Consider the following 21,603-nt stretch of genomic DNA (forward strand, 5'->3'; position numbering starts at 1 on the left):
AAATTTTATTCGTTACATATCTGAAAAATGTAATATACTCGCAATCTCCTCTCGTAATTCTCGTGCTTTATCGCTACAGCCGAGTTCTTCCAACATTTCAACACACTCTAACATTTCTTTAGAACCTCTGGGAAGTCCCTTTTTATGAGCATACCAACCTTTTATATACTTAATTAATAGCTTTTCATATAAGTAATCAATTGAAATATCCATATTATCTAAATGCTTAATGTACTTCAATGAAAGTTCGAGATTGCCACGTTCTAATGCAATATAGGCAAGATTATAAAAAGTTCTAATCGCTAATCGTCTATTATTAGGTAATATTTGATAGAATTCAGTCTTTCCTAACGCCGCTGTTCCGAGAAGTCTTAAAATACTGTCTTTTAAAATCGTCACAGTATTTCCAAAAACCCAAAATTCATAACGTCCCCAGTTATCCACACTAAGCAGATATTCTTGAATTTGCCCTATCTCTTTCGACGAAAATCGTAAATTTTTAACAACCAGATTGAGCGTTACTTTCACAACCGTCGCTGTCAGTTGATGATAGATGACATCAGGTTCTTTTTTTATTTTCTCTTCACATTCAAGGTACATTTTACGTAACTTATGTGCATCTTTTGCATCATACGCCATGATGAGTTCTTGTCGAAACTTATATTCATTAGAAAGTGTATAATCCTCAAGAATACTTTCAAATTCATCAATTCCCACACGCATATTTTCTAACAAGATAAAAAATTTTTCAATCGTCAGTTCACTAATTCCTGCTTCAAAGCGTGAAATTTGTGCTTTCGATACTTCTTTTCCTCCAACTTTATCCATTGATAAACGCTTAGATAACCTTATCTCATGAAATGTTTTTCCAAACTCATTATCCATTTCCACTCCTTTATTTGTAATCTTTGAAATACAAAAGTCATCTTTTCGTTTTATTATATCATTTATATGTTGTTTTCTATATCTCCAAATATTAATTTTAACGACAAAAAAGCCTCCAACAAAAAAGTTAGAGGATTTTTAAATTTTATTGGCTTATTTCACTTTTAGCGTTTCTACATCGCGTGCAATCACAAGTTCTTCATCCGTAGGAATGACATAAACTTTTACACGTGAACTTGGTGTTGAAATCTCTCCTTCAACACCAAAAACATTTTTAGCTGGGTCAATTTCAATACCAAACCAAGTCAAACCTGCTAATACTGCCTCACGAACAGGTACTGAATTTTCTCCCACACCAGCAGTGAAGACAAGTGCATCTGCACCATTCAAGACAGCTAAGTATTGACCAATGAATTTTTGAATACGGTCAACATACATTTCAAAGGCAAGCTTAGCATCAGCGTTTGTATCTTTTGCATCAATGATTTCACGCATATCTGATGAAATTCCTGAAACACCAAGAAGTCCTGACTTTTTATTCATCATATCAACAACATCTTGTGCATCTTTAAGTTCTGAATCATTGGCGATGAGATAAGGGAAAACAGAAGGATCCATTTCACCAGTACGTGTTCCCATCATTACACCAGCAAGTGGTGTGAAGCCCATTGAAGTATCTACAGATTTTCCTGCTTTAACGGCTGTGATTGATGCACCATTTCCGATATGAGCAGTGATGATTTTTGTTTCTTCAATCGGTTTACCGAGCAATTTTGCTGCTTCTTTTGAAACATAGTCATGTGAAGTACCGTGCGCTCCATACTTGCGCACTCCATTTTCAGTGTAATATTTTTTGGGTAGTGGATAGCGATAAGCTTTTTCTGGCATCGTCGTATGGAAGGCGGTGTCGAAGACAACAACAGATGTTGCATCTGGCAAGAGGTTCATGAAAGCCTCAATACCAGCGGCATTAGCTGGATTATGTAATGGAGCAAGCGCTGATAATTCTTTAACTTGTTGAAGGACTTCAGGTGTAACTACTGTTGACTTTTTAAAAAGTTCACCACCAGCGACAACACGGTGACCAACACCTGTGATTTCTGAAAATTCTTCTACAATGTGGAAACGTTTGAGGTCATCAAGTAAAATATGAACAGCTTGTGTATGATTTTCAATATCAAGCACACGTTCTTCCTTCTGATCTCCAAATTTTACTGTCGTAATTGAATCTTTCAGCCCAATGCGTTCAATCAGTCCTTTAGCAAGAACTTTTTCTTCTGGCATTTCATACATTTGCCATTTCATTGATGATGAACCAGCATTGACTGCGAGTGTTTTTGTCATGATTATAAACCTTCCTTGAATATAAATACGAGTAAATTATAACACAAATCATTTGGTTTTGGTGTTTCGACATAGTCGTATAAAAGTCACCTAAAATCTGGATGACAAATCTACTCATTCTATTCTGAAACACAATAGAACTTTAGCAAAGTCAGTTTTCAATTAATCTGTCGTGATGCTATTTTTCCTCTATAAAGTTGTGCTATACTGCTGCTTCATTGTCAGATTTTGCAAGAGGCAACAAACGTATAATATAAACCACATCATTAGATTCATTGTTCTTAAGTTGAAGTACTGACAAGGAACTTGTTACCAAAATTTACTGGCAGAAAGTTTGTCAGTGGATGAAAAATTCTGTCAGCATACTGACAGAATTGATTTTTAGGAAAACCATTGTTCATTAGTTTTTAACCAAGCAAGTGCCTGCTATATCCGCTTCGCTACGCCGTCCATTTGCTCTAAATCGCTAAAGTAATAAGGCGAAATGGCAATTTCTACTTTCATTCTACTGCCCTAGTGCCTTAGCACTTAGACCTCAGGGACAGGGTAACCTCATATCTTTGATGTTCTCGCTTAGTTGTTACACCTAGAGTTTGCACCCTAAACATTAGTAGGAAAAAAAGAATCCCCTACTGATGAAGTTGAAGCCGGTATATAAAATCATAATTTGACAGTTTTGGTAAATTCTGTCATGAAATTTTGCAAACTTTCACGGTCTGTCAGCGATGACAAGGGATGAACAAAGGTTGCGTGTGATGCCGGTCCTTTTTTCAAGAGATAAATGGCTTTGGAATCTGCATTAAATAATGATTTTGGTAAAGTAATCACTGCCATAATGCTACCATGCGCACTTATCCATTTTTTCAACAATTCTCCTTGAGGACTTGTCAGCAAATCCTCCGGCGCAAGAAAAATTCCGAATGCCCCTTCTTTCAAGTATTTAAAAGACTGTTCAATCAGCAAATGATGTGCAAAGGTATGCCCTGACCGTTCTCTCACTTCAAAATGACTCGCAGTTTTATCATCTGGATAAAATCCAATCGGCAAGTCGCTGATTACAACATCAGCTGGCGCGATAACTTGCGATTGTACTGCATCAAGTTGCATAAAAGTTGCATTTGTACCGATAATCTCTGACATTGATGCTGCCAAATCCAACAACAAATCATCAACCTCGAAACCAACATAATCTACTTTTTTCTGCAAATTAACAAGTAACGTTTCTGCCAAATTTCCTGTACCTGACCCAAACTCAATCAAACGTAGTTCTGCATTTTTGTTCAAATGTTCAATGATAAAATTAAAGATTACTCCAATTGCATCTGGAGTCATTGCATGATTTGCTTGCATTGGTGCGACTTGAGCACCTTTTAGCAGAACAAACTGAAATAGTTTCTGCCATTCCATTCTATTCAAGCTTAACTGACGAAGTTTGTCATTATTTTCTGTAAGCACTGACAGCTTTGACAACTGTGCAGAACCTAAATAAGTTGCATTTTGTTCTACAAAAGCATCATAAAAATCTGTATCTAATTCTTCTGAAATTTTTTCAATATTTGCTATGACTAACTCAAAAGCCTGAGCAACTTTTTCCATATTCATTTTCAATATCTCCTCTCATTTAAGATGTGAAAGGCACTCACTTAAAAGCGGAGCAATTTGTCTTTTGTTCTTGGAGCTTTAGCTCCTAAGCAAAAGAACGAAGACAGAAAATTGGATGGTTCGTGCGAAAGCACAATTCTCCAATTTATCTAATTACCCATCTTTTAGCGCACCAAACTCGGTTAATTTCCAAAATGAAATAGAACTGTCAGTATACTGACAGCTCTTTTTATCTTTTACGATTTGCACCGCTACGACGATGACGCTTATCAAGATTCCCAATCTCAACCCAAGCTTTTACCATAACACCAAGCATTGCAATTATCACCAAAATTTCCAAAAGTAATGTCTGGTGACTAAATGCTTGTGCTACTGCAAAAGCAATGACAAGCACTCCCACACCAGCGAAGAAGAAAATATCCATGCTTCGTCGAATGTCTTTAGGCATTAAGAAAATATAAGTAAAGGCAATCAGAATCAAAAGAATGATGTAAAACATTTTTCCTCCTTCCAGATGTGGTCAAATTTTTCTAGCTAAAGCATTGTATTAAAGTAGTTTTAGCCCATCATTGACAGTTTGTCAGCATACTGACGGAACTTGTCAGTAAAAGTTAAATCGGGTCACTGAATCAGTTTTAACTTCATTCTTCGTCAGCAGTCTTTTTCTTTTTCGCTGCTTTTTCACGCATTGCTTTGTCTAAAATCTGTTTACGCAAGCGAATAGATTCTGGTGTGATTTCCAAATAATCGTCATCACCGAGGAATTCCAAAGATTCTTCAAGAGAAAGAATTTTAGAAGTGTTCAAAACAGAAGTAGAGTCTTTATTTGCTGAACGAACGTTTGTTTGTTGTTTTGCTTTAGTGATATTTACAGTCAAGTCATTGTCACGGCTGTGTTCTCCGACAATCATACCACCATATACTTCAGTCCCAGCTTCAACAAACAATGTTCCACGTTCTTGCACATAACCCATTGCATAAGCCGTTACTTGACCAGAATCCATCGAAATCAATGCACCACGATGACGTCCGCCAATGTTTCCTTTAACCGTTGGTAAATATTGGTCAAAAGTATGGTTCATAATCCCATAACCGCGAGTCATAGACATAAATTCAGTTGTGAATCCAATCAAACCACGTGCAGGCACAAGGAAAATTAAACGTGCTTGACCATTTCCAGTAATTTGCATATCAAGCATATCACCCTTACGTTCAGAAAGTGCTTGGATAATAGAACCTTGATATTCTTCAGGTGTATCAATTTGCACACGTTCAAAAGGTTCACAATCTACACCGTCAATGTTTTTGATAATAACTTCTGGGCGGGAAACTTGAAGCTCATAGCCTTCACGACGCATTGTTTCAATCAAGATTGACAAATGCAATTCACCACGACCGGACACAATCCATTTATCAGGTGATTCTGTACTTTCGACACGAAGTGATACATCGGTTTGCAACTCAGCAACTAAACGTTCTTCAACTTTACGTGAAGTTACCCATTTTCCTTCACGACCAGCAAATGGAGAATTATTGACAAGGAATGTCATTTGCAAAGTAGGCTCATCAATGTGCAATACTGGCAATGGTTCAACATGGTCTGTTGGAGTTACAGTTTCACCAACAAAGATATCTTCCATCCCAGAAACCGCGATCAAATCTCCTGCTTTTGCTTCTTGGATTTCTTGACGTTCAAGACCAAAGAAACCAAAAAGTTTCGTCACGCGGAAATTTTTTGTCGTACCATCAAGTTTTGACAACGTAACATTGTCTCCAACTTTGATTGTTCCACGGAAAACACGTCCGATACCGATACGACCAACATAGTCATTGTAGTCCAAGAGTGAAACTTGGAACTGCAAAGGTTCATCAGAATTATCTACTGGTGCAGGGATATGGTCAATGATTGTATCGAAGATATTTGCCATTGTGTGTTCTTGATCAGCAGGGTCATCAGACATTGATGAAGAACCATTGATTGCAGAAGCATAAACCACTGGGAAATCAAGTTGGTCATCATCTGCACCAAGTTCGATGAAAAGCTCCAATACTTCATCAACAACTTCTGCTGGACGAGCAGACGGTTTGTCAATTTTGTTTACCACCACGATAGGAGTTAAGTTTTGTTCCAAAGCCTTTTTCAACACGAAACGTGTTTGAGGCATTGTGCCTTCATAAGCATCAACGACAAGCACAACCCCGTCAACCATCTTCATAATCCGCTCAACTTCTCCACCGAAGTCCGCGTGACCTGGTGTATCCAAGATATTAATGCGTGTTCCGTTATATTCAACCGCAGTATTTTTTGCAAGGATTGTAATCCCGCGTTCTTGCTCAAGCGCATTAGAATCCATCGCACGTTCAGCCAGTTGAGTACGTTCACTCAATGTATGTGATTGCTTCAAGAGTTCATCAACCAATGTTGTTTTGCCGTGGTCAACGTGAGCAATAATAGCGACATTTCTAATATCTTCGCGTAATTTAGTCAATTTTATCATACCTTACTTTCGTATATATCTAACTCATTATAGCACACTTTTTTAAAAGCTGTAAATGCACACGTTTACAAGTCTTATAAAGCTTTTTTGATTAAAAATGAATTAAAAAATACTTTAATTTTTATGTTTCGAGCGCTTTCTTTTAATTTTCGATATAATGAAAGCATGACCACTCAAAAAATATCGACTTTTCTTATTTTTATCGTCTTCATTATTTTTATCAGTTTGGGTCTTCCCGATTCTGTGATGGGAAGTGCTTGGCCAGCAATCCGTCAAACCTATTCTTTTCCTATTGATATGATTGGAATACTTGGAGCAATACAGCTTGGTTTCTCTTTTTGTTCAACAATCCTCTATCCCAAATTAGCAAAAATTTGGACAATGGATAAATTTATCATTTTCAGTACATTACTTACTATCCTTGGCCTTGCTACTCTCGGATTAGGAAGTACATTTTTTACGATGCTACTTTCTTGTATCTTGCTAGGTTTTGGACAAGGTTCCGTTGATATTACTGTTAATGATTTTGCAGCTAAACATTTCAGCAATAGTCTGATGAACTTCTTACACGCTTTCTATGGAGTAGGTGTAATGGCAAGTTCGTTTATAGTTGCTTTTTCTCTCCAACCCCATCGAAGTTGGCAGCTTGGAGTTGCGATTATTTCATTCTTTCAGATTCTTATTCTCATTTTAGCAATTTTAACCCGCTCAAAATTCAAAGAAAAAACCGTTTTGACTAGTGATAATAAGCTAAAAGATGCAGATTCAAAATTAAAGCTTTCGCATTTTATTCTTCCATTATTCTATTTTTTCTACGCATTAGAATTGTTAATAGGTAGATTCTACTCCAGTTTTGCGGTAGAACATTTGCATTTTTCAATGGCTGCTGGCGCTGCTATCACTTCTTTTTATTGGACCGGGTTGACAATTGGACGGTTTATGACAGGTTTTACTGCACGTTGGTTTTCCACTCAAACAATCATTTTATTTCATCTCTCGCTCCTCATTTTAGGCATTATTTTAGGATTCATCCCTCAATTATTCATTCAATATCTTTCAGGAACATTGCTAGGATTGGGATTAGCTCCTCTTTATCCAATGGGTATGAAGCAGACTTATAATATATATTCAGATAGTATCGCTAAACGAGTCATCAGCTTAAACATCGCTTTTGCAACCATTGGAATGTTTATTATTCCAATCCCACTAGGATGGATTTTTGAACAATTTGGTTTTGCCTCTTATCCTTTTATTATCGGAGGATTTGGGATTATTTTATCTGGACTTTGTTGGCAAATTTACACAAAAGTTATCAAAAAATAAATTTCAAATAAAAACACATAGACTTATCCGCCCAGACTTGAAAACCGCTTTCAAATACGGTAAAATGTAATAATGAAAACTCTCTATGATGTGCAAGAAATGCTGAAAAAATATGGATACATCAATCTTTTCTCTGATCGATTAGATGCCATCAAAATGATGCAAATCGAACTTTCTAAAATGTTAGAATCAGGAATATTTCAAAAAAGTGACCATGAGTACCTGACTGCTCGGCTTATTTTAGCACGCGAAGAGAGAATTGAATTGGAAAAATCAAAAGTCTAAAGGACTATTCGCTTAGCCAATTATCATAACAAAGTTTATACTTACTCCACCAATAAAATCCAATAGAACTTTATTGGTGGCAACTAAAATTCGTGTATTATGTATGGCGTTCGCCACGAAGTTACTAATATCGTCAATTCATTATTGATTTTTACAACGAATTAACCATAGTATAATTCCTAATACTGCCTGACTTCTAAAAGTTTGCATCAAGGTTACGGATGAGGAAAGCAATGCGTTTCGCAATCAGCCAAGACAGTATATCTGCTGTTCATCCACTAAATCTACTTTAGGCAGCCTTAGAGGTGAACTAGTATAAACTTTCAATGGATATTAGCTAGGCTACCTTTTTGACTAGGATATGGAGAAACGTAATGACTGCTGGTAAAATTATTGGTATTGATTTGGGTGGAACATCAATCAAGTTTGGTATTTTGACCCTTGAAGGTGAAGTTCAGGATAAATGGTCTATTCCAACAAACATTCTTGAGGATGGGAAACACGTCGTTCCTGACATTGTCGCTGCAATTAATCATCGCTTGAGTCTTTATAACTTAGATAAATCTGATTTTATCGGTATTGGGATGGGAACACCTGGCTCTGTAAATATTGCAGAAGGTACCGTCAAGGCAGCTTATAATCTAAATTGGGCAGACACTCAAAAAGTTGGAAAACCAATTTCTGAAGGTGTGGGATTACCCTTTATATTAGACAACGATGCCAATGTTGCTGCGCTTGGTGAACGTTGGGTTGGTGCTGGAGAAAATAATCCTGATGTTGTTTTCATTACACTTGGAACGGGTGTAGGTGGCGGTATTATTGCTGCAGGCGAACTAATTCATGGTGTCGCTGGAGCTGGTGGAGAAATTGGACACATTTGTGTTGAACCTGATGGCTTTGAATGTACTTGTGGCAATCGTGGTTGTCTAGAAACTGTAACTTCTGCTACTGGTATTGTTCGTATTGCACGACAATTTGCGGAAGAATACGAAGGTGATTCTGCTATTAAAGCTGCTATTGACAATGGTGATGAAGTTACTTCTAAAGATATTTTTGTTGCCGCTGAATCTGGTGATAAATTTAGTTTATCGGTCGTGGATAAGTTTGCTTACTATCTTGGTTTTGCGTGTGCAAATCTCGGTTCAACTTTAAATCCTGATTCAATCGTTATTGGTGGTGGTGTATCTGCCGCAGGTGAGTTCTTGCGTGAAAAGGTTGAAAGTTATTTCAAGAAATATGCTTTCTCAACAGTCCGCAATACAACTAAGATTAAATTGGCTGTACTGGGAAATGATGCTGGTATTATCGGCGCAGCAAGTCTTGCTTTAAAGTTTAAATAAACTTATCAAAGCGTCTACCATACTGCTCGTCCTAAATAGTGTCACGTGATAAGTCGAAATGATAGTTTTTGACCTATCGTAATTTTCTACTTGGCCCGTACCTTTAGTTACCTAGCAAGTACGAATTATTTATGATATAAATACAAATTTTATAGAAATTACTTACCTGCTATCGTTTATATCTTGAAGGAGATTTATTTTGATTATTATTATTGATATCATCCTTGTTTTAGTTATTATTGGGATGTTCGTTTACCCTCGTTGGAATTTGCGTCGCAATGCAAAAGTTATTGATGAACCAGAATTTACTCGTCTAATCGCAACTTCACAATTAATTGATATTCGTGAAGCCAACCAATTTCGTGTTAATCATATCCTTGGAGCGCGTAATTTGCCTTCTGGTCAGATTGACCAGAGCCTTAATGCTATTTCTAAGCATAAACCTGTTTTGATGTATGAAACTTCTCGTCCTGTCTCTGCAGCAAAAGTTGCTAAAAAGTTGAAAAAAGCAGGTGTCCCTGAAATTTATCTTCTCAAAGGCGGCCTCAACGCTTGGACAGGAAAAACAAAATCTGGAAATTAAGATAAATAAACAAATAAAAATCCTGTCAGCATACTGACAGGGTTTTTATACTAGCTATTTCCAAACGATTTTTACCGTTTCGTTTAGAATAAGGCTTACATTTACCTTAGATTTCTGACAGAATAATTAGTGATACTAATTATTCCTCTATCCGTCCATTCAATGTTTGTTGTAGGCGGATTGAACTGACAGAATTTTTATTGTCCAAGTTCAGCTTGAAGCATCCAGATTGTTTTTTCAATATCACCAAGTGCAGTGGTATATAAGTCGACAGTCACATCATCACCGTCTTCTTCTGCAATCTTAATCCCATCTTTGAACAAATCTGTCAAATATTTGTAAGCAATAACAATTTCTGTCAGACGGTTTGCGATTGATTTTTCCCATGTCGCTGTGCTCATTTCAATTTTAGAAATTTCATTGAACTCAGCAAGTGTAGAAACTGGTGATCCTCCAATTGTGATTAAACGTTCAGCAAATTCATCAAGATGTCCATTTAAATCGTCCATCAATTCGTCCATTTTTGGATGAAGTGAGAGGAAACCAGGACCACGCATGTACCAGTGAACTTGGTGGACAAGAGCAGCTGCTTTTGACAAGTCAGCGACTGTTTGGTTCAAGACTTCTTGTGTGTGTTCGTTTGACATAAATAACCTCCATTTTTACGATTAAGTGACTTTTGCGCCATTAATCTTTAATCTTTCTATAATAAATTATAAACTAATTAGAGCTTTTTTCAAAATATTTCACTTATTTATTTTCTGTCAGTACTGACAGAAACAATTCTCAAAAATTTTCGTATAAGTAAGTATGGGAATTTTATATATATTTATCATCGGTACAGTTTTTGGTTCATTTTTTGGAGTTATTCTTGACCGTATTCCAGCTCATGAGTCAATCATTTTTGGACGTTCGCATTGCAATCATTGTGATAGGACTCTATCTTTAAGAGACTTGATTCCAATCTTTTCTCAGATTTTTTCAAAATTTAGTTGTCGTTACTGTCATAAAAAAACATCTTTGATTTATCTATTTTTGGAGATAAGTTGTGGCATCATTTTTGTCAGTGGTTGGTTGGGTTTGATTGATTTTACGCAATTTTTATTTATTATTCTATCAGTGATTTTATCCACTTTTGATTATCGCTATCACTCTTTCCCACTTGTCATCTGGATTATCTTTACATTTATACTTTTATTGACAAGTTCGTCAGTGCTGACCGACTATATCTGGCTAATTTTGTCAATTCTCGCTGGAATTTTTGACTTAAAAATCGGGAGCGGTGACTTCTTATGGCTTTTTTCTGCTTCTCTCTCACTGACGTTTTTGCAGGAGATGATTGTTATTCAGATTGCCAGTATTTTAGGAATCACTTATTTCGTCATTCACAAAAAACGTGTAGAAATTGCCTTTATTCCATTCTTGACAACAGCTTATATCTCTTTAATACTATACCAGTTCATACAAAGTTATTTCTTTAAATAATCTGACTTTAGAATACCCATGAAATAACTATCATGATATTTCCCTCCAGCAAAAAATTGTTCTTTTATTGTCCCTTCTATTTCAAACCCTAACTTCTTATAAATATGCACAGCCGGTGCGTTTGCAACATCCACCCACAGATACACTTTATGCATATTGAGAGTATTAAACGCATAATCTACACCATTTTTCAGAGATTTTTGCGCATAACCGTTTCCTGAAAACTTAGTCATAATTACAATCTGAATTTCACAAGTTCGATGAATATAATCTATTGACATCAACTCAACTACCCCCGCAAACTCACCCCCAATATCAACAACGAAACGTCGCTCATGAGTATCGTGAATATGCTTATCATAAAGGCTTGTCAACTCATCCAAAGATTCGTAAGGTTCTTCAAACCATAAACGCATTGTTTCCGCCTTATTATTGATGATATGTATATTTTTTAAATCCGTACGCTCCAAAGCTCTTATTTCCACATGACCCTCCATTAATAAAATTATTATCCTACAATTCACTCTATTTACTTTAAAACGCTCAAAATGTTATATCTAATGTCTCTTTGATTGGTCCAAAACCACTCACTGTAACCCCGAGAAGTCTGACACCAAGCGACTCATCATAATCTAATTCTTCAAAAATCTGCTGTGCCGCTTGAGTTAATTCTTCTACACCATCAATCTGATTTATAAAAGTCTTACGTTTTGTTAGAGTAGTAAAATCAGAATATCTCAATTTTAAAACCACAATATTTCCTTTTAAGTCATGTCTTTTCAAAGCTTGTGATACTCTTTCTGAAATCTTCCCCAATTCCGCATTAACATCATCTGGTAAATAAAGCAATTTACCGTAAGTTCTCTCTTTTCCGACAGATTTTCTTTGACGATAATTTTTTACTTTCGAATTATGAATTCCATTAGCCTTTTGATAAAGCTCCCATCCATAAATACCAAAACGTTCTGCCAAATCAACAGGATCAGCTTTTTGCACATCTCCTCCTGTAAACAAACCCAAGGCGTGTAACTTAGGAACCGTCGCTTTACCAACACCATGAAATTTTTCCACTGGAAGCTTTGCCAAAAAATCTTTAGCCTCTTCTGGCATAATCAAGGTCAGACCATGAGGTTTTTCATAATCTGAGGCAATTTTTGCAAGAAATTTATTATAAGAAACTCCAGCTGAACAAGTCAAACCCAATTCCACATAAATATCATGCTGAATCAACTTAGCTATTTTTATAGCAGACTGCGAACCAATTTTATTCTCTGTGACATCCAGATAGGCTTCATCAATAGATGCTGCCTCAATTTCATCTGTATATCGACTAAAAATCTCTCGAACCTGCTTACTTACCTCTGTGTATTTTTCATAATTTCCAGAAATAAAGATGGCCTGAGGACAGAGTTCATAGGCTTCCTTCGCACTCATTGCTGAATGAATCCCATAGCTTCTTGCCTCATAGGAGCAAGTTGAAACCACACCTCTCCCCCCTGTCTGCAAAGGATTTCTTGCAATCACGACAGGCTTCCCTTTGAGTTCTGGATTATCCCTAATCTCAACCGACGCAAAAAAGGCATCCATATCAATATGAATGATTTTACGAGAAGTATCATTAATTAATGGGAAGGTTAGCATAGCTTTATTATAACAAGATGTAAGCCCGATTGCCAAGAAATGATGAAAAATAGAAAATTTCAAGGTTCTTTGAGCAGCAAAGGTTCTGGAATTTGTCTTTTTTCACTCATTTTTAAATCGTGCGAACCCAATGAAAAGCTATAATCAACACCATCAAGATACGGAAACCGATAAAAATATGCTTCTTTTCAAAGAACAATTGCCATTTTGTCTCTCTCCTTGCGAACTCAATGAAAAGATGTGAGACCATTTGTCCAGAAGCACTGAAAATTACGACCTAACTCCAACTCTCCCTAGTTTCGTATTCCCTCCTAAAACACCAAACAGCAATCAAACGTCCAGTGTAATACAGAAAATACTGAGATAGGAAAAGATAAAGACAAACTCAGTCATATCAAGATATGAAGATAATCAGGAGAAGTTTTCTTCTGTATTTTCTAATAAAAAAAGAGTTGCATTGATTATCTTGATACCAAAAAAGCACTTGAAAAACAAGTGTCTTTTATAATTCTATTATTTCATAGTTATAGCCTTGAGACTCTAAGATAGTAAAACAAGCTTCCATAGGAAAGAAAATTGTTTTGGTATTATCATTTGGATGAAAAGTTTGTATTTTATGTTCCTCAAGCATTTGACGGTCAAAATAGATATGCATATTATCAAACGTTGTATCAACCAAGCCAAATAGGGAAACAATACCCGAACTTAAACCGAGCATTTCTTCCAAACGTTCCTCAGATACAAAATGAAGTCTTTTCACCCCCAAAATCTCGCCTAATCTATCCATCTCAACACGCTTTGCATCATCCATAATAATCATGTAAAACTGTGTTGATTTTTTATTCGCCAGAATCAATGTTTTTGATCTGCAGCCTTCATGACCAGCAATATAAGCATCTGATTCTTCTGTAGAATGACTCTCAGGATGATTGACAATGTCATAAGGAATATTAAGTTCCGCCATCAAGTGATCTACTTCTTCAAAAGTTCTCATCAAAAAATTCCTCCACTATTTTTTATCATTGAATTCTTGTACTATTACACTTGTTCGAGAGATAGTTTTACTTTCATTTTAAAAAACAAAATATACAACATAATAGTAGAAATTACATAGAAAGAAAAATAGAATCTGCCCAAAGTACAGACTCGCATTTTCTATTTCACTACATTTCTCTAAGTTATCATTTAACCTGTTATAACCCAAGCAATCCACGAAGATCTAACGCAGAACCATCCTCTCCTCCATGAATCAGTACAATAAGTGCCATAATCGCAAGTAAAGTAATCATAGCCATCGCTGTCCATTCTTTCTTAGAGACTTTTCTATTATTTTCTCTTTTCGCATAGGTAAATAGCACAAAACCAATCATATACAAGATTGCTGCAAGCCAAACATACTGCCATCCTGATAGATATAAGGCTAATGCTTGAAAAATAAATGTAAAGAAACCGATTAAGCTATTCTTTATTGATTTTTCTTGAATTCCTAATTTTAAAAGATAAGCACCTACTAAAGCATAACAAATCATAATAACCGCAGTTGCCATATAAATAAAAACATTATAAGCATTTGCTACAAAGAAAGTGATAATAATGAATATCTGAATCATAATCTGTGTAATCATCAATGAATTACTGGGAGCATTGTATTCATTAAGCTTACCAAACCATTTAGGAAGTAACTTTTGTTCCGCAAGAAGCTGAGTTGCTTCCACTGGAAGCATCGTCCAAGACAACCAAGCTCCTAAAAGCGAGATAATCAAACCCACTGCCATAAGAGTGCCTCCCCAGCCGCCTACCATTTGATTCAAAATATAAACCAAACCAGGTGCTTTCACATTGGCAAGTTCCTGCTGACTCATAAAACCATAAGGTAGAAGGGATAACAAGATATAAAAAACAAGAAGAACTACTAATCCAATCACTGTTGCTTTTCCCGTATCAGCCTTTTTCTTTGCACGATTTCCCATCATTGCTGCGCCTTCAATACCAACAAACACCCAAATCATAACCATCAATGATGTCTTGACTTGCCCTAAAAGGCTACTTCCCGTCATGACACTCCATGCAAGACTCTTAATAGAACCATCAGCAGATAGATTAGTTGTAAAAGTTTGCCAGAAATGTTGAGTAAAAACATTAGCTTTAAAAAGGACAAGCCCCACAACAACAAAAACAACAAGTGGGATTAACTTTGCAATAAGTACAATTGCATTAACCACAGCTGCAGACTCAACCCCACGAACAACTAGAAGCATCAAAATCCACGAAATCACTGATAAAATAATAATTGACAAAAGAGTGAGCGAACCATTTTGCTCGGCAAATTTTCCAGGGAAAAAATAGTCCGCTGAAGTCATCATCAAGACCCCAAAACCAATTGTCCCCGTCCATGCTGATATCCAGTAACCCCAGCCTGACAAAAATCCGACAAAATCTCCGAAACCAGCACGTGCATAGTCTGACACCCCTGAAAGTTTTGGCTTGATACAAATCAATCGATTCAAACTCAAAACAAGCATCAGAATACCAAAGGCGATAAAAGCCCACGAAACAACGACACCTCCTGGTGTAGCTCCCGTAGCTAAGTCATTGGCAAGGTTAAAAACCCCACCACCGATTGCACCTGAGATAATAATCGCAATCAGCGAGAAAAGACCTATCCCTTTTTCATTCTTGTTTTCCATTTTTTACTTTCTAATATTTCTAGTCATACACTATTCTCGGATTGCTCCAACAATTGCATTAACTAAAAAATTTTTATACCACCTTATAAATATAAGTCGTCTTTCAGATTAAAATAGCTATTTAATCCCAACTTCTTATAATTATGCTTTTTACCTTATCTATTATACCTTTTTCACATTCTTTATCAAAATAGAATTAAAAAAAATTTACTAATATTTTCCGCTCTTAAAATAATGTTAAAGATACATAGTTTACTCGTTGTACCAATTTCGCATCTTAAATCTTGAAATAAACTATCGAATACTCTCAATGTCATTTAGCACCTACTCACCAATCTACAGTTGACCTCTCTTCAATCAGGAGCTATAACTCTTTCACTGACTAATCCATCATAAATGTGACAACGAATTAATATTGCTATCTCACTTCCTGATAAAAAGGCAAGAGTTATTCTGTGGGAGTTTCAACTCACCAAAGAATTTAAGGTACACCTTCACATCTTTGACATGGGATTATCTTATCTCAGAAACCCATAGATAAAGCACTGACATCTTAGGTAAGTCAGACGAAATTCAAGGATTGACATTCCTGACTCGACACTTTGCCATTTACTCTTGCTGCTTTAAGCAAACGGACAGCAGAGCAAATGGAGTTTCACTGTCCATTCGTAGAACGTAGAATGGCGTGTGAAGCACATAACAACAGAACAAGCATCAACAAACACAGTCTAAGGCACGTGTATTTTGATAAAATATTTTTACATCATCTAGTTTTCATATTCCCTCAGATATTCTGACACTAAACGGAGTCCTTCACGCAATATCTTTTTATCTGTGCAGTAACCAATTCTTGCATAGCCAGGTAAATCAAAACGATTACCTGGAATAATGAGGACTCCTTTCTCTTTTAGCAATTTAACCGCAAAATCTTCCGTTTTTTCTGGGTCGAGTTCGTTAAATTTTACAAAGCTTACTGATACATCGTTAGGAAATATCATTGAGACGAGAGGTTCGTTTTTTACCCACTCCTTCAAGATTTCAAGATTTTCTTTGACAATGCCACGCGCTCTGGCAAGCACTTTTTCTTTATGTTTTAAAATTAATGCTGCAACAGCATCATCAAACACTCCTGTGCAAATGAGTGTATAGTCGCGTATTTTTCTAAATTCATCTGCTAAAGCAGTATCTTGAGTCGCTACCCAGCCTACACGAATTCCTGGTACAGAGTAAGTTTTTGAAATAGAATTGGTTGAAATTCCTTTTTCATAAATATCTGCAATCGGTGCATAGTCAGTTTTCTCATTAAGCGGAAGATAAACCTCATCACACAAAATATATGCACCTACTTCACGAGCAATTTTTGATACTTCTCTTAAAAATGCTACATCTAAAATCGCACCTGTCGGTTGAGCGGCATTGTTTAAACAGATTAATTTTGTATCAGGTTTTATAAGCTCACGAAGTTCTGATAGTTTTGGACGCCACCCTTCTTCTTCGTGTATATGCCAATAATCTACCTTTGCGCCAAGTGTTTTAGGCCAATCATAAAGCTGCTGATAGGACGGATACTGAGCAATAACATGATCTCCCTCTCCGACAAGACCTAAAACAACCATAAAATTAGCACCCGTCGCACCATTTGTAGAAAGAATATTGTCTACAGGAATTTTTTCATAAAGTTTTGCGACTTCCTTTTTAAATGCTGGCGACCCTTCAATCCAACCATAGCTGAATTTTTCTTTCACCAAATTCGCCATGAACGATTTACCACCATCTGGCTCCAATTCTAAGATTTCTTCTAATGTCATTGACTCAATAGTTGATTGAGCAATATCCACTTTTGCGGATTTCTCCCAAACGTTTAGCCAATCTTCACATCCAAATTGAACAAGTTCCATCTCATACCTCATTTTATCTACTGACAGAAAGTCTGTCAGTAGATACTCAGCCCATTATTAAGATTAGGCATTCCTCTCTTACTGACAGCATTTAATTACATTATTTTATTTACTGACAGCGATTCTGTCAGTATCATTTTACCAAAAAAATGCTACACAAAGTGTGTAGCATTTTCATTTTAAGGAATAATCTTTGTTCCTGAATCATTTGTAAGGAAATCTTCAAGATTTTCCAAAGAAGTAATCGTTGCAGGACGGCTGGTCCGTGCGACAAATTCCATTGCAGCTTGTACTTTTGGCAACATTGAGCCTGCGGCAAATTGTCCTTCTTCAATAAAACTACGCATCTCTGCCATTGTAACTGTTTCAAGTTTCTTTTGGTTAGGTTTATTAAAATTGACAAAGACATTATCAACTGCTGTTAAGATTAATAAATTGTCAGCTTCAACGAGTTCAGCAACTTTTGCTGCTGAAAAATCTTTGTCAATAACGGCTTCAATGCCTTCGTAACCACTAGAAGTTTCAATCACAGGTATACCACCACCGCCAGATACGGTAACCAAAACACTTGATGAAATCAATGGTTTAATCGCTGCAGCTTCAACAATTCGCGTAGGTTTTGGACTTGGTACCACACGACGGTAGCCACGACCAGAGTCTTCAACAAATACCCAATCTGGATACTGTGCCTTCATTTCAGCAACACCTGCTTCATCATAGAAAGGACCAATTGGTTTTGTTGGTTTCTCAAAAGCAGGGTCATCTGCTGCTACTACAGTACGTGTCACTACCGATATTACTGGCACGCGCTCCATATTATTTTTAAGTAGAGCTCTTGTAAAAGCCTGCCCCATCCAGAAGCCAATCTGACCTTGAGTCATCGCTACAGCGGTATCAAGAGGCATTGCTGGATTTTTTGGACTATCTGAAGCCAACTGTTGCAGTAAAAGATTACCTACTTGCGGACCATTCCCATGAGTCACAACCATTTCCACATCGTTGTCTTTAATCAGAGGAATCAATTGTTCTGCTGTTGTTTCAAGTGCTATTTCCTGCGCTTTTGCTGTTGGGTCATCTGTTAGGATGGCATTCCCACCAAGAGCTACTACAATACGTCTTACCATTTTATATAAACTCTCCTTTATCTAATACTTTTTCACTTTTATAATTATCTACTTATTACTGATTTTCTTCTTATTGATGTCTGCACGTACAACAAAGTAAACAATAAACGTTACGACGATTAAAGGCACCACTGCGACAAGAAGCGTGTTTCCATCAATACCTAAAGCATCTTGAAGTCCGAGCCAATTGCCATAAACTCCAAATACTGCGAGAATTCCTAAAACTGTCAAAATAACTGTCGAAATCATTTCAACACTACTAAGTTTACCTCCATATTCTTTCTTACTAAGGGCGTAGAGGATGAAACCAACAGCATAGAGAATGAGCGAAAGCCACACAAACTGCCAGCCCGAGAAATACAGAGCCAAGATTTGGAAAGCTGCGGCTAAGAAGCCAACAACAATATTGCTTGTTTTCTTTTCTTGAATACCAAGCTTGAAGAGATACAGACCGACCAAAGCGTAACAAATCATGATAACTGCAGTACATAGATAAACAAAGACATTATACGCATCAGCAACAAAATACGTTACAATCAAGAAAATTTGGACGATAAGTTGTGTCAAAATAAGCGAGTTACTTGGTGCACCCTTATCATTAAGTTTACCAAACCAGCTGGGTAGTAGTTTTTGGTCTGACAACTGTTGAGTTGCTTCAACAGGAAGCATCGTCCAAGAGAGCCATGCACCTAAAAGAGAAATAACCAAACCAATCGCCATGAGCGTACCACCCCAGCCACCAACCATTGCATTCAAGATATGAACCAAACCAGGTTGACCAGTATTGGCTAAGTCTTGTTGATTCATGAAGCCAAATGGTAAAAGAGAGAGTAACACATAGATGACTAAGAGAGCAATCAAACCTAAAATAGAAGCTTTTCCAGCATCTGATTTCCGTTTGGCACGATCCCCCATCATTGCGGCCCCTTCAATACCAACAAATACCCAAATCATTACCATCAAAGAATTTGTTACCTGACCAAAAAGATCTCCACCAGTCATATTTGACCATGTTAAGCTCTTAATCACACCATTAGCGTCTGTGTTTGCTGCAAAGTTTTGCCAGAAATGAGCGCTAAATACGCCTGCTTTAAACATCACAATCCCAGCAATCATAAATACGAAAAGCGGAATTAATTTTGCAATTAGGACAATAGCATTGATAACCGCTGCTCCTTCAACTCCACGCATAACAAGTAATGTCAAGCCCCAAGAAACAATAGAAACAACAATTACAGATAGAATTGTTAAAGAGCCATTTTTTGCTTGAAATACTCCAGGAAAGAAGTAGTCAACTGAGGTCATCATTAAAACCGCAAAAGCGATATTACCTGCCCAAGCAGAGAGCCAATAACCCCAACCGGAAATGAATCCGACCATATTACCAAAACCAGCACGTGCATAGTCTGATACACCAGAAAGTTCTGGTTTATTTACCACCAAATGATTAAGTGATAACACTAACATTAAGATACCAAAACCAATAACAATCCAAGAAACAACAACACCCCCTGGTGTTGCTCCAGTTGCCAAGTCATTGGAGAGGTTAAATACCCCTCCGCCGATGGCTCCGGAAACGATAATAGCAACTAGGGCTAAAAGCCCTATTCCTTTTTTATTTTCTGTTTCCATATTATTTACTTCCTTAAATTTTATTCAAAAGTTTCTGGAACTGCAGGGATAAAGAGATTACCCAAAGTTGCAGCCATAATTGCTTTGATTGAGTGCATACGATTTTCTGCTTCTTCAAACTGACGTGCATATTTAGAGCGGAATACTTCGTCAGTCACTTCCATTTCTGTCAGACCGTATTTTTCTTTGATTTCTTTACCATATTCAGTTTCAGTATCGTGGAAAGCTGGGAGACAGTGCATGAAGATAAGTTTACCATTGTCAGCATTTCCTGTTAGTTTCAACATATCCATTGTGATACGGTAAGGAGTAAGGAGTTTGACTCGTTCTTCCCAGTTTGATTCACCCATTGATACCCACACATCTGAATAAATAATGTTTGCACCTTTAACACCTTCTTCGATATTAGAAGTTGCAAGAGGTTTAGCACCTGATTTTTCAGCAAATTTATGGGCAATATCCATCACTTCTTGAGAAGGATGAAGTGAATCAGGCGCAACGATATGGACATTCACACCGAGCATAGAACCTGTAACAATGAGAGAGTTCGCCATATTGTTACGGCCATCACCAACGTAAACTAAAGTCAAGCCTTTAAGATGACCAAAGTTTTCTTTTACTGTCATGAAGTCCGCAATCATTTGAGTAGGATGCCAATCGTCAGTCAAACCATTCCAGACTGGAACACCTGAGAATTTAGCAAGGTCTTCAACCTCTTTTTGTGAGAAGCCTCGGCGTTCAATCCCATCAAACATTGAACCGAGTACTTTTGCTGTGTCTTCTACAGATTCTTTAATTCCAAGTTGAATATCATTGGCACCAAGATATTCAGGATGAGCACCGAGGTCAATTGCTGCTGTTGTAAAAGCTGCACGTGTACGTGTTGAAGTTTTTGCAAAAAGCAGTGCAATATTTTTTCCTTCAAGATAATGATGAGGGATATTTTGTTGTTTCAACGCTTTTAAGTGAAGACCAAAATCTACAAGGTAATTAATTTCAGCAGGTGTGAAATCTTTTTCAGCAAGCAGGCTACGTCCTTGAAATACTGAATTTACTTCTGCTTTTGTAATAATTGGTGATGTCATTTTAAAAATTTCCTTTTCTTTATTTTAGTATTTAATTATTGCGATAATACTTCTGTCAGTATACTGACAGACTTATCAGCTCTGCAGATAAGTCTTTTATCCGCCGATTCAATGCTTGCTTTAGGCGCATTGAACTGACAGACTTATCAGCTTCGCTGACAAGTTTTTTATTCGCCGATTCAATGCTTGCT

Annotated in this window: 19 protein-coding genes; 5 read left to right on the top strand and 14 right to left on the bottom strand. The window is 36.8% G+C overall.

Going from position 1 to position 21,603, the window contains the following annotated elements; genetic code table 11:
* Positions 1–12 precede the first annotated feature (12 nt).
* From D7I46_RS08045 to typA, 5 genes are all read right to left on the bottom strand, one after another.
* Positions 13–885 (bottom strand): Rgg/GadR/MutR family transcriptional regulator, encoded by an 873-nt coding sequence (locus D7I46_RS08045; RefSeq protein ID WP_120772424.1) that lies wholly within the window; start codon positions 883–885, stop codon positions 13–15.
* Positions 886–1,038: 153 nt separating this feature from the next.
* Positions 1,039–2,229, bottom strand: coding sequence for an acetate kinase (locus D7I46_RS08050; RefSeq protein ID WP_120772425.1), 1,191 nt, complete (start codon positions 2,227–2,229; stop codon positions 1,039–1,041).
* Between the two features lie 660 nt (positions 2,230–2,889).
* Positions 2,890–3,831 carry a class I SAM-dependent methyltransferase gene (locus tag D7I46_RS08055; RefSeq protein WP_120772426.1) on the bottom strand — a complete coding sequence of 314 codons (942 nt, stop codon included), beginning with the start codon at positions 3,829–3,831 and terminating at the stop codon, positions 2,890–2,892.
* Between the two features lie 229 nt (positions 3,832–4,060).
* Positions 4,061–4,330 carry a DUF3165 family protein gene (locus tag D7I46_RS08060; protein WP_120772427.1) on the bottom strand — a complete coding sequence of 90 codons (270 nt, stop codon included), beginning with the start codon at positions 4,328–4,330 and terminating at the stop codon, positions 4,061–4,063.
* A 142-nt stretch (positions 4,331–4,472) separates the two neighbouring features.
* Positions 4,473–6,320, bottom strand: coding sequence for a translational GTPase TypA (gene typA, locus D7I46_RS08065; RefSeq protein WP_162930932.1), 1,848 nt, complete (start codon positions 6,318–6,320; stop codon positions 4,473–4,475).
* 174 nt (positions 6,321–6,494) lie between these two features.
* Here typA and D7I46_RS08070 point away from each other — a divergent pair, with 174 nt between their 5' ends.
* The 4 genes from D7I46_RS08070 to D7I46_RS08085 all read left to right on the top strand — a co-directional run bounded on the left by D7I46_RS08070 (position 6,495) and on the right by D7I46_RS08085 (position 9,860).
* A complete protein-coding gene (locus D7I46_RS08070; protein ID WP_162930862.1) occupies positions 6,495–7,652 on the top strand; it encodes an MFS transporter in 1,158 nt (385 codons plus the stop codon).
* 72 nt (positions 7,653–7,724) lie between these two features.
* Positions 7,725–7,937, top strand: a complete 213-nt coding sequence (locus tag D7I46_RS08075) for a YqgQ family protein (protein ID WP_120772430.1) — start codon at positions 7,725–7,727, stop codon at positions 7,935–7,937.
* Between the two features lie 374 nt (positions 7,938–8,311).
* Positions 8,312–9,277, top strand: coding sequence for an ROK family glucokinase (locus D7I46_RS08080; RefSeq protein WP_120772431.1), 966 nt, complete (start codon positions 8,312–8,314; stop codon positions 9,275–9,277).
* Positions 9,278–9,473: 196 nt separating this feature from the next.
* Positions 9,474–9,860, top strand: coding sequence for a rhodanese-like domain-containing protein (locus D7I46_RS08085; RefSeq protein ID WP_120772432.1), 387 nt, complete (start codon positions 9,474–9,476; stop codon positions 9,858–9,860).
* A 197-nt stretch (positions 9,861–10,057) separates the two neighbouring features.
* Here D7I46_RS08085 and D7I46_RS08090 read toward each other — a convergent pair whose 3' ends face one another.
* Positions 10,058–10,507, bottom strand: coding sequence for a Dps family protein (locus tag D7I46_RS08090; RefSeq protein ID WP_120772433.1), 450 nt, complete (start codon positions 10,505–10,507; stop codon positions 10,058–10,060).
* A 163-nt stretch (positions 10,508–10,670) separates the two neighbouring features.
* Between D7I46_RS08090 and D7I46_RS08095 the strand changes: the two genes are divergently transcribed.
* Positions 10,671–11,345, top strand: coding sequence for a prepilin peptidase (locus tag D7I46_RS08095; RefSeq protein WP_120772434.1), 675 nt, complete (start codon positions 10,671–10,673; stop codon positions 11,343–11,345).
* On the opposite strand, the gene D7I46_RS08100 is transcribed toward D7I46_RS08095, so the two are convergent.
* The 8 genes from D7I46_RS08100 to argF form a co-directional block, all read right to left on the bottom strand.
* Positions 11,330–11,842, bottom strand: coding sequence for a GNAT family N-acetyltransferase (locus D7I46_RS08100; RefSeq protein WP_120772435.1), 513 nt, complete (start codon positions 11,840–11,842; stop codon positions 11,330–11,332). The genes D7I46_RS08095 and D7I46_RS08100 overlap by 16 nt on opposite strands.
* Before the next feature lie 46 nt (positions 11,843–11,888).
* Positions 11,889–12,986: a DNA polymerase IV gene (dinB, locus tag D7I46_RS08105; RefSeq protein ID WP_120773330.1), complete on the bottom strand. Its 1,098-nt coding sequence runs from the start codon at positions 12,984–12,986 to the stop codon at positions 11,889–11,891.
* Between the two features lie 502 nt (positions 12,987–13,488).
* Positions 13,489–13,980 carry a YbaK/EbsC family protein gene (locus D7I46_RS08110; protein ID WP_120772436.1) on the bottom strand — a complete coding sequence of 164 codons (492 nt, stop codon included), beginning with the start codon at positions 13,978–13,980 and terminating at the stop codon, positions 13,489–13,491.
* A 199-nt stretch (positions 13,981–14,179) separates the two neighbouring features.
* Positions 14,180–15,673 (bottom strand): basic amino acid/polyamine antiporter, encoded by a 1,494-nt coding sequence (locus D7I46_RS08115; RefSeq protein WP_120772437.1) that lies wholly within the window; start codon positions 15,671–15,673, stop codon positions 14,180–14,182.
* 767 nt (positions 15,674–16,440) lie between these two features.
* Positions 16,441–17,571, bottom strand: a complete 1,131-nt coding sequence (locus D7I46_RS08120) for an aminotransferase (RefSeq protein ID WP_120772438.1) — start codon at positions 17,569–17,571, stop codon at positions 16,441–16,443.
* A gap of 179 nt (positions 17,572–17,750) precedes the next feature.
* Complete coding sequence (arcC, locus tag D7I46_RS08125) at positions 17,751–18,695, bottom strand: carbamate kinase (protein WP_120772439.1); 945 nt, start codon at positions 18,693–18,695, stop codon at positions 17,751–17,753.
* 48 nt (positions 18,696–18,743) lie between these two features.
* Positions 18,744–20,327, bottom strand: coding sequence for a basic amino acid/polyamine antiporter (locus D7I46_RS08130; protein WP_120772440.1), 1,584 nt, complete (start codon positions 20,325–20,327; stop codon positions 18,744–18,746).
* Between the two features lie 20 nt (positions 20,328–20,347).
* Positions 20,348–21,412 carry an ornithine carbamoyltransferase gene (gene argF / locus D7I46_RS08135; protein WP_120772441.1) on the bottom strand — a complete coding sequence of 355 codons (1,065 nt, stop codon included), beginning with the start codon at positions 21,410–21,412 and terminating at the stop codon, positions 20,348–20,350.
* Between the last annotated feature and the right edge of the window lie 191 nt (positions 21,413–21,603).

Source organism: Lactococcus allomyrinae (genome assembly GCF_003627095.1).
GTDB lineage: Bacteria > Bacillota > Bacilli > Lactobacillales > Streptococcaceae > Lactococcus > Lactococcus allomyrinae.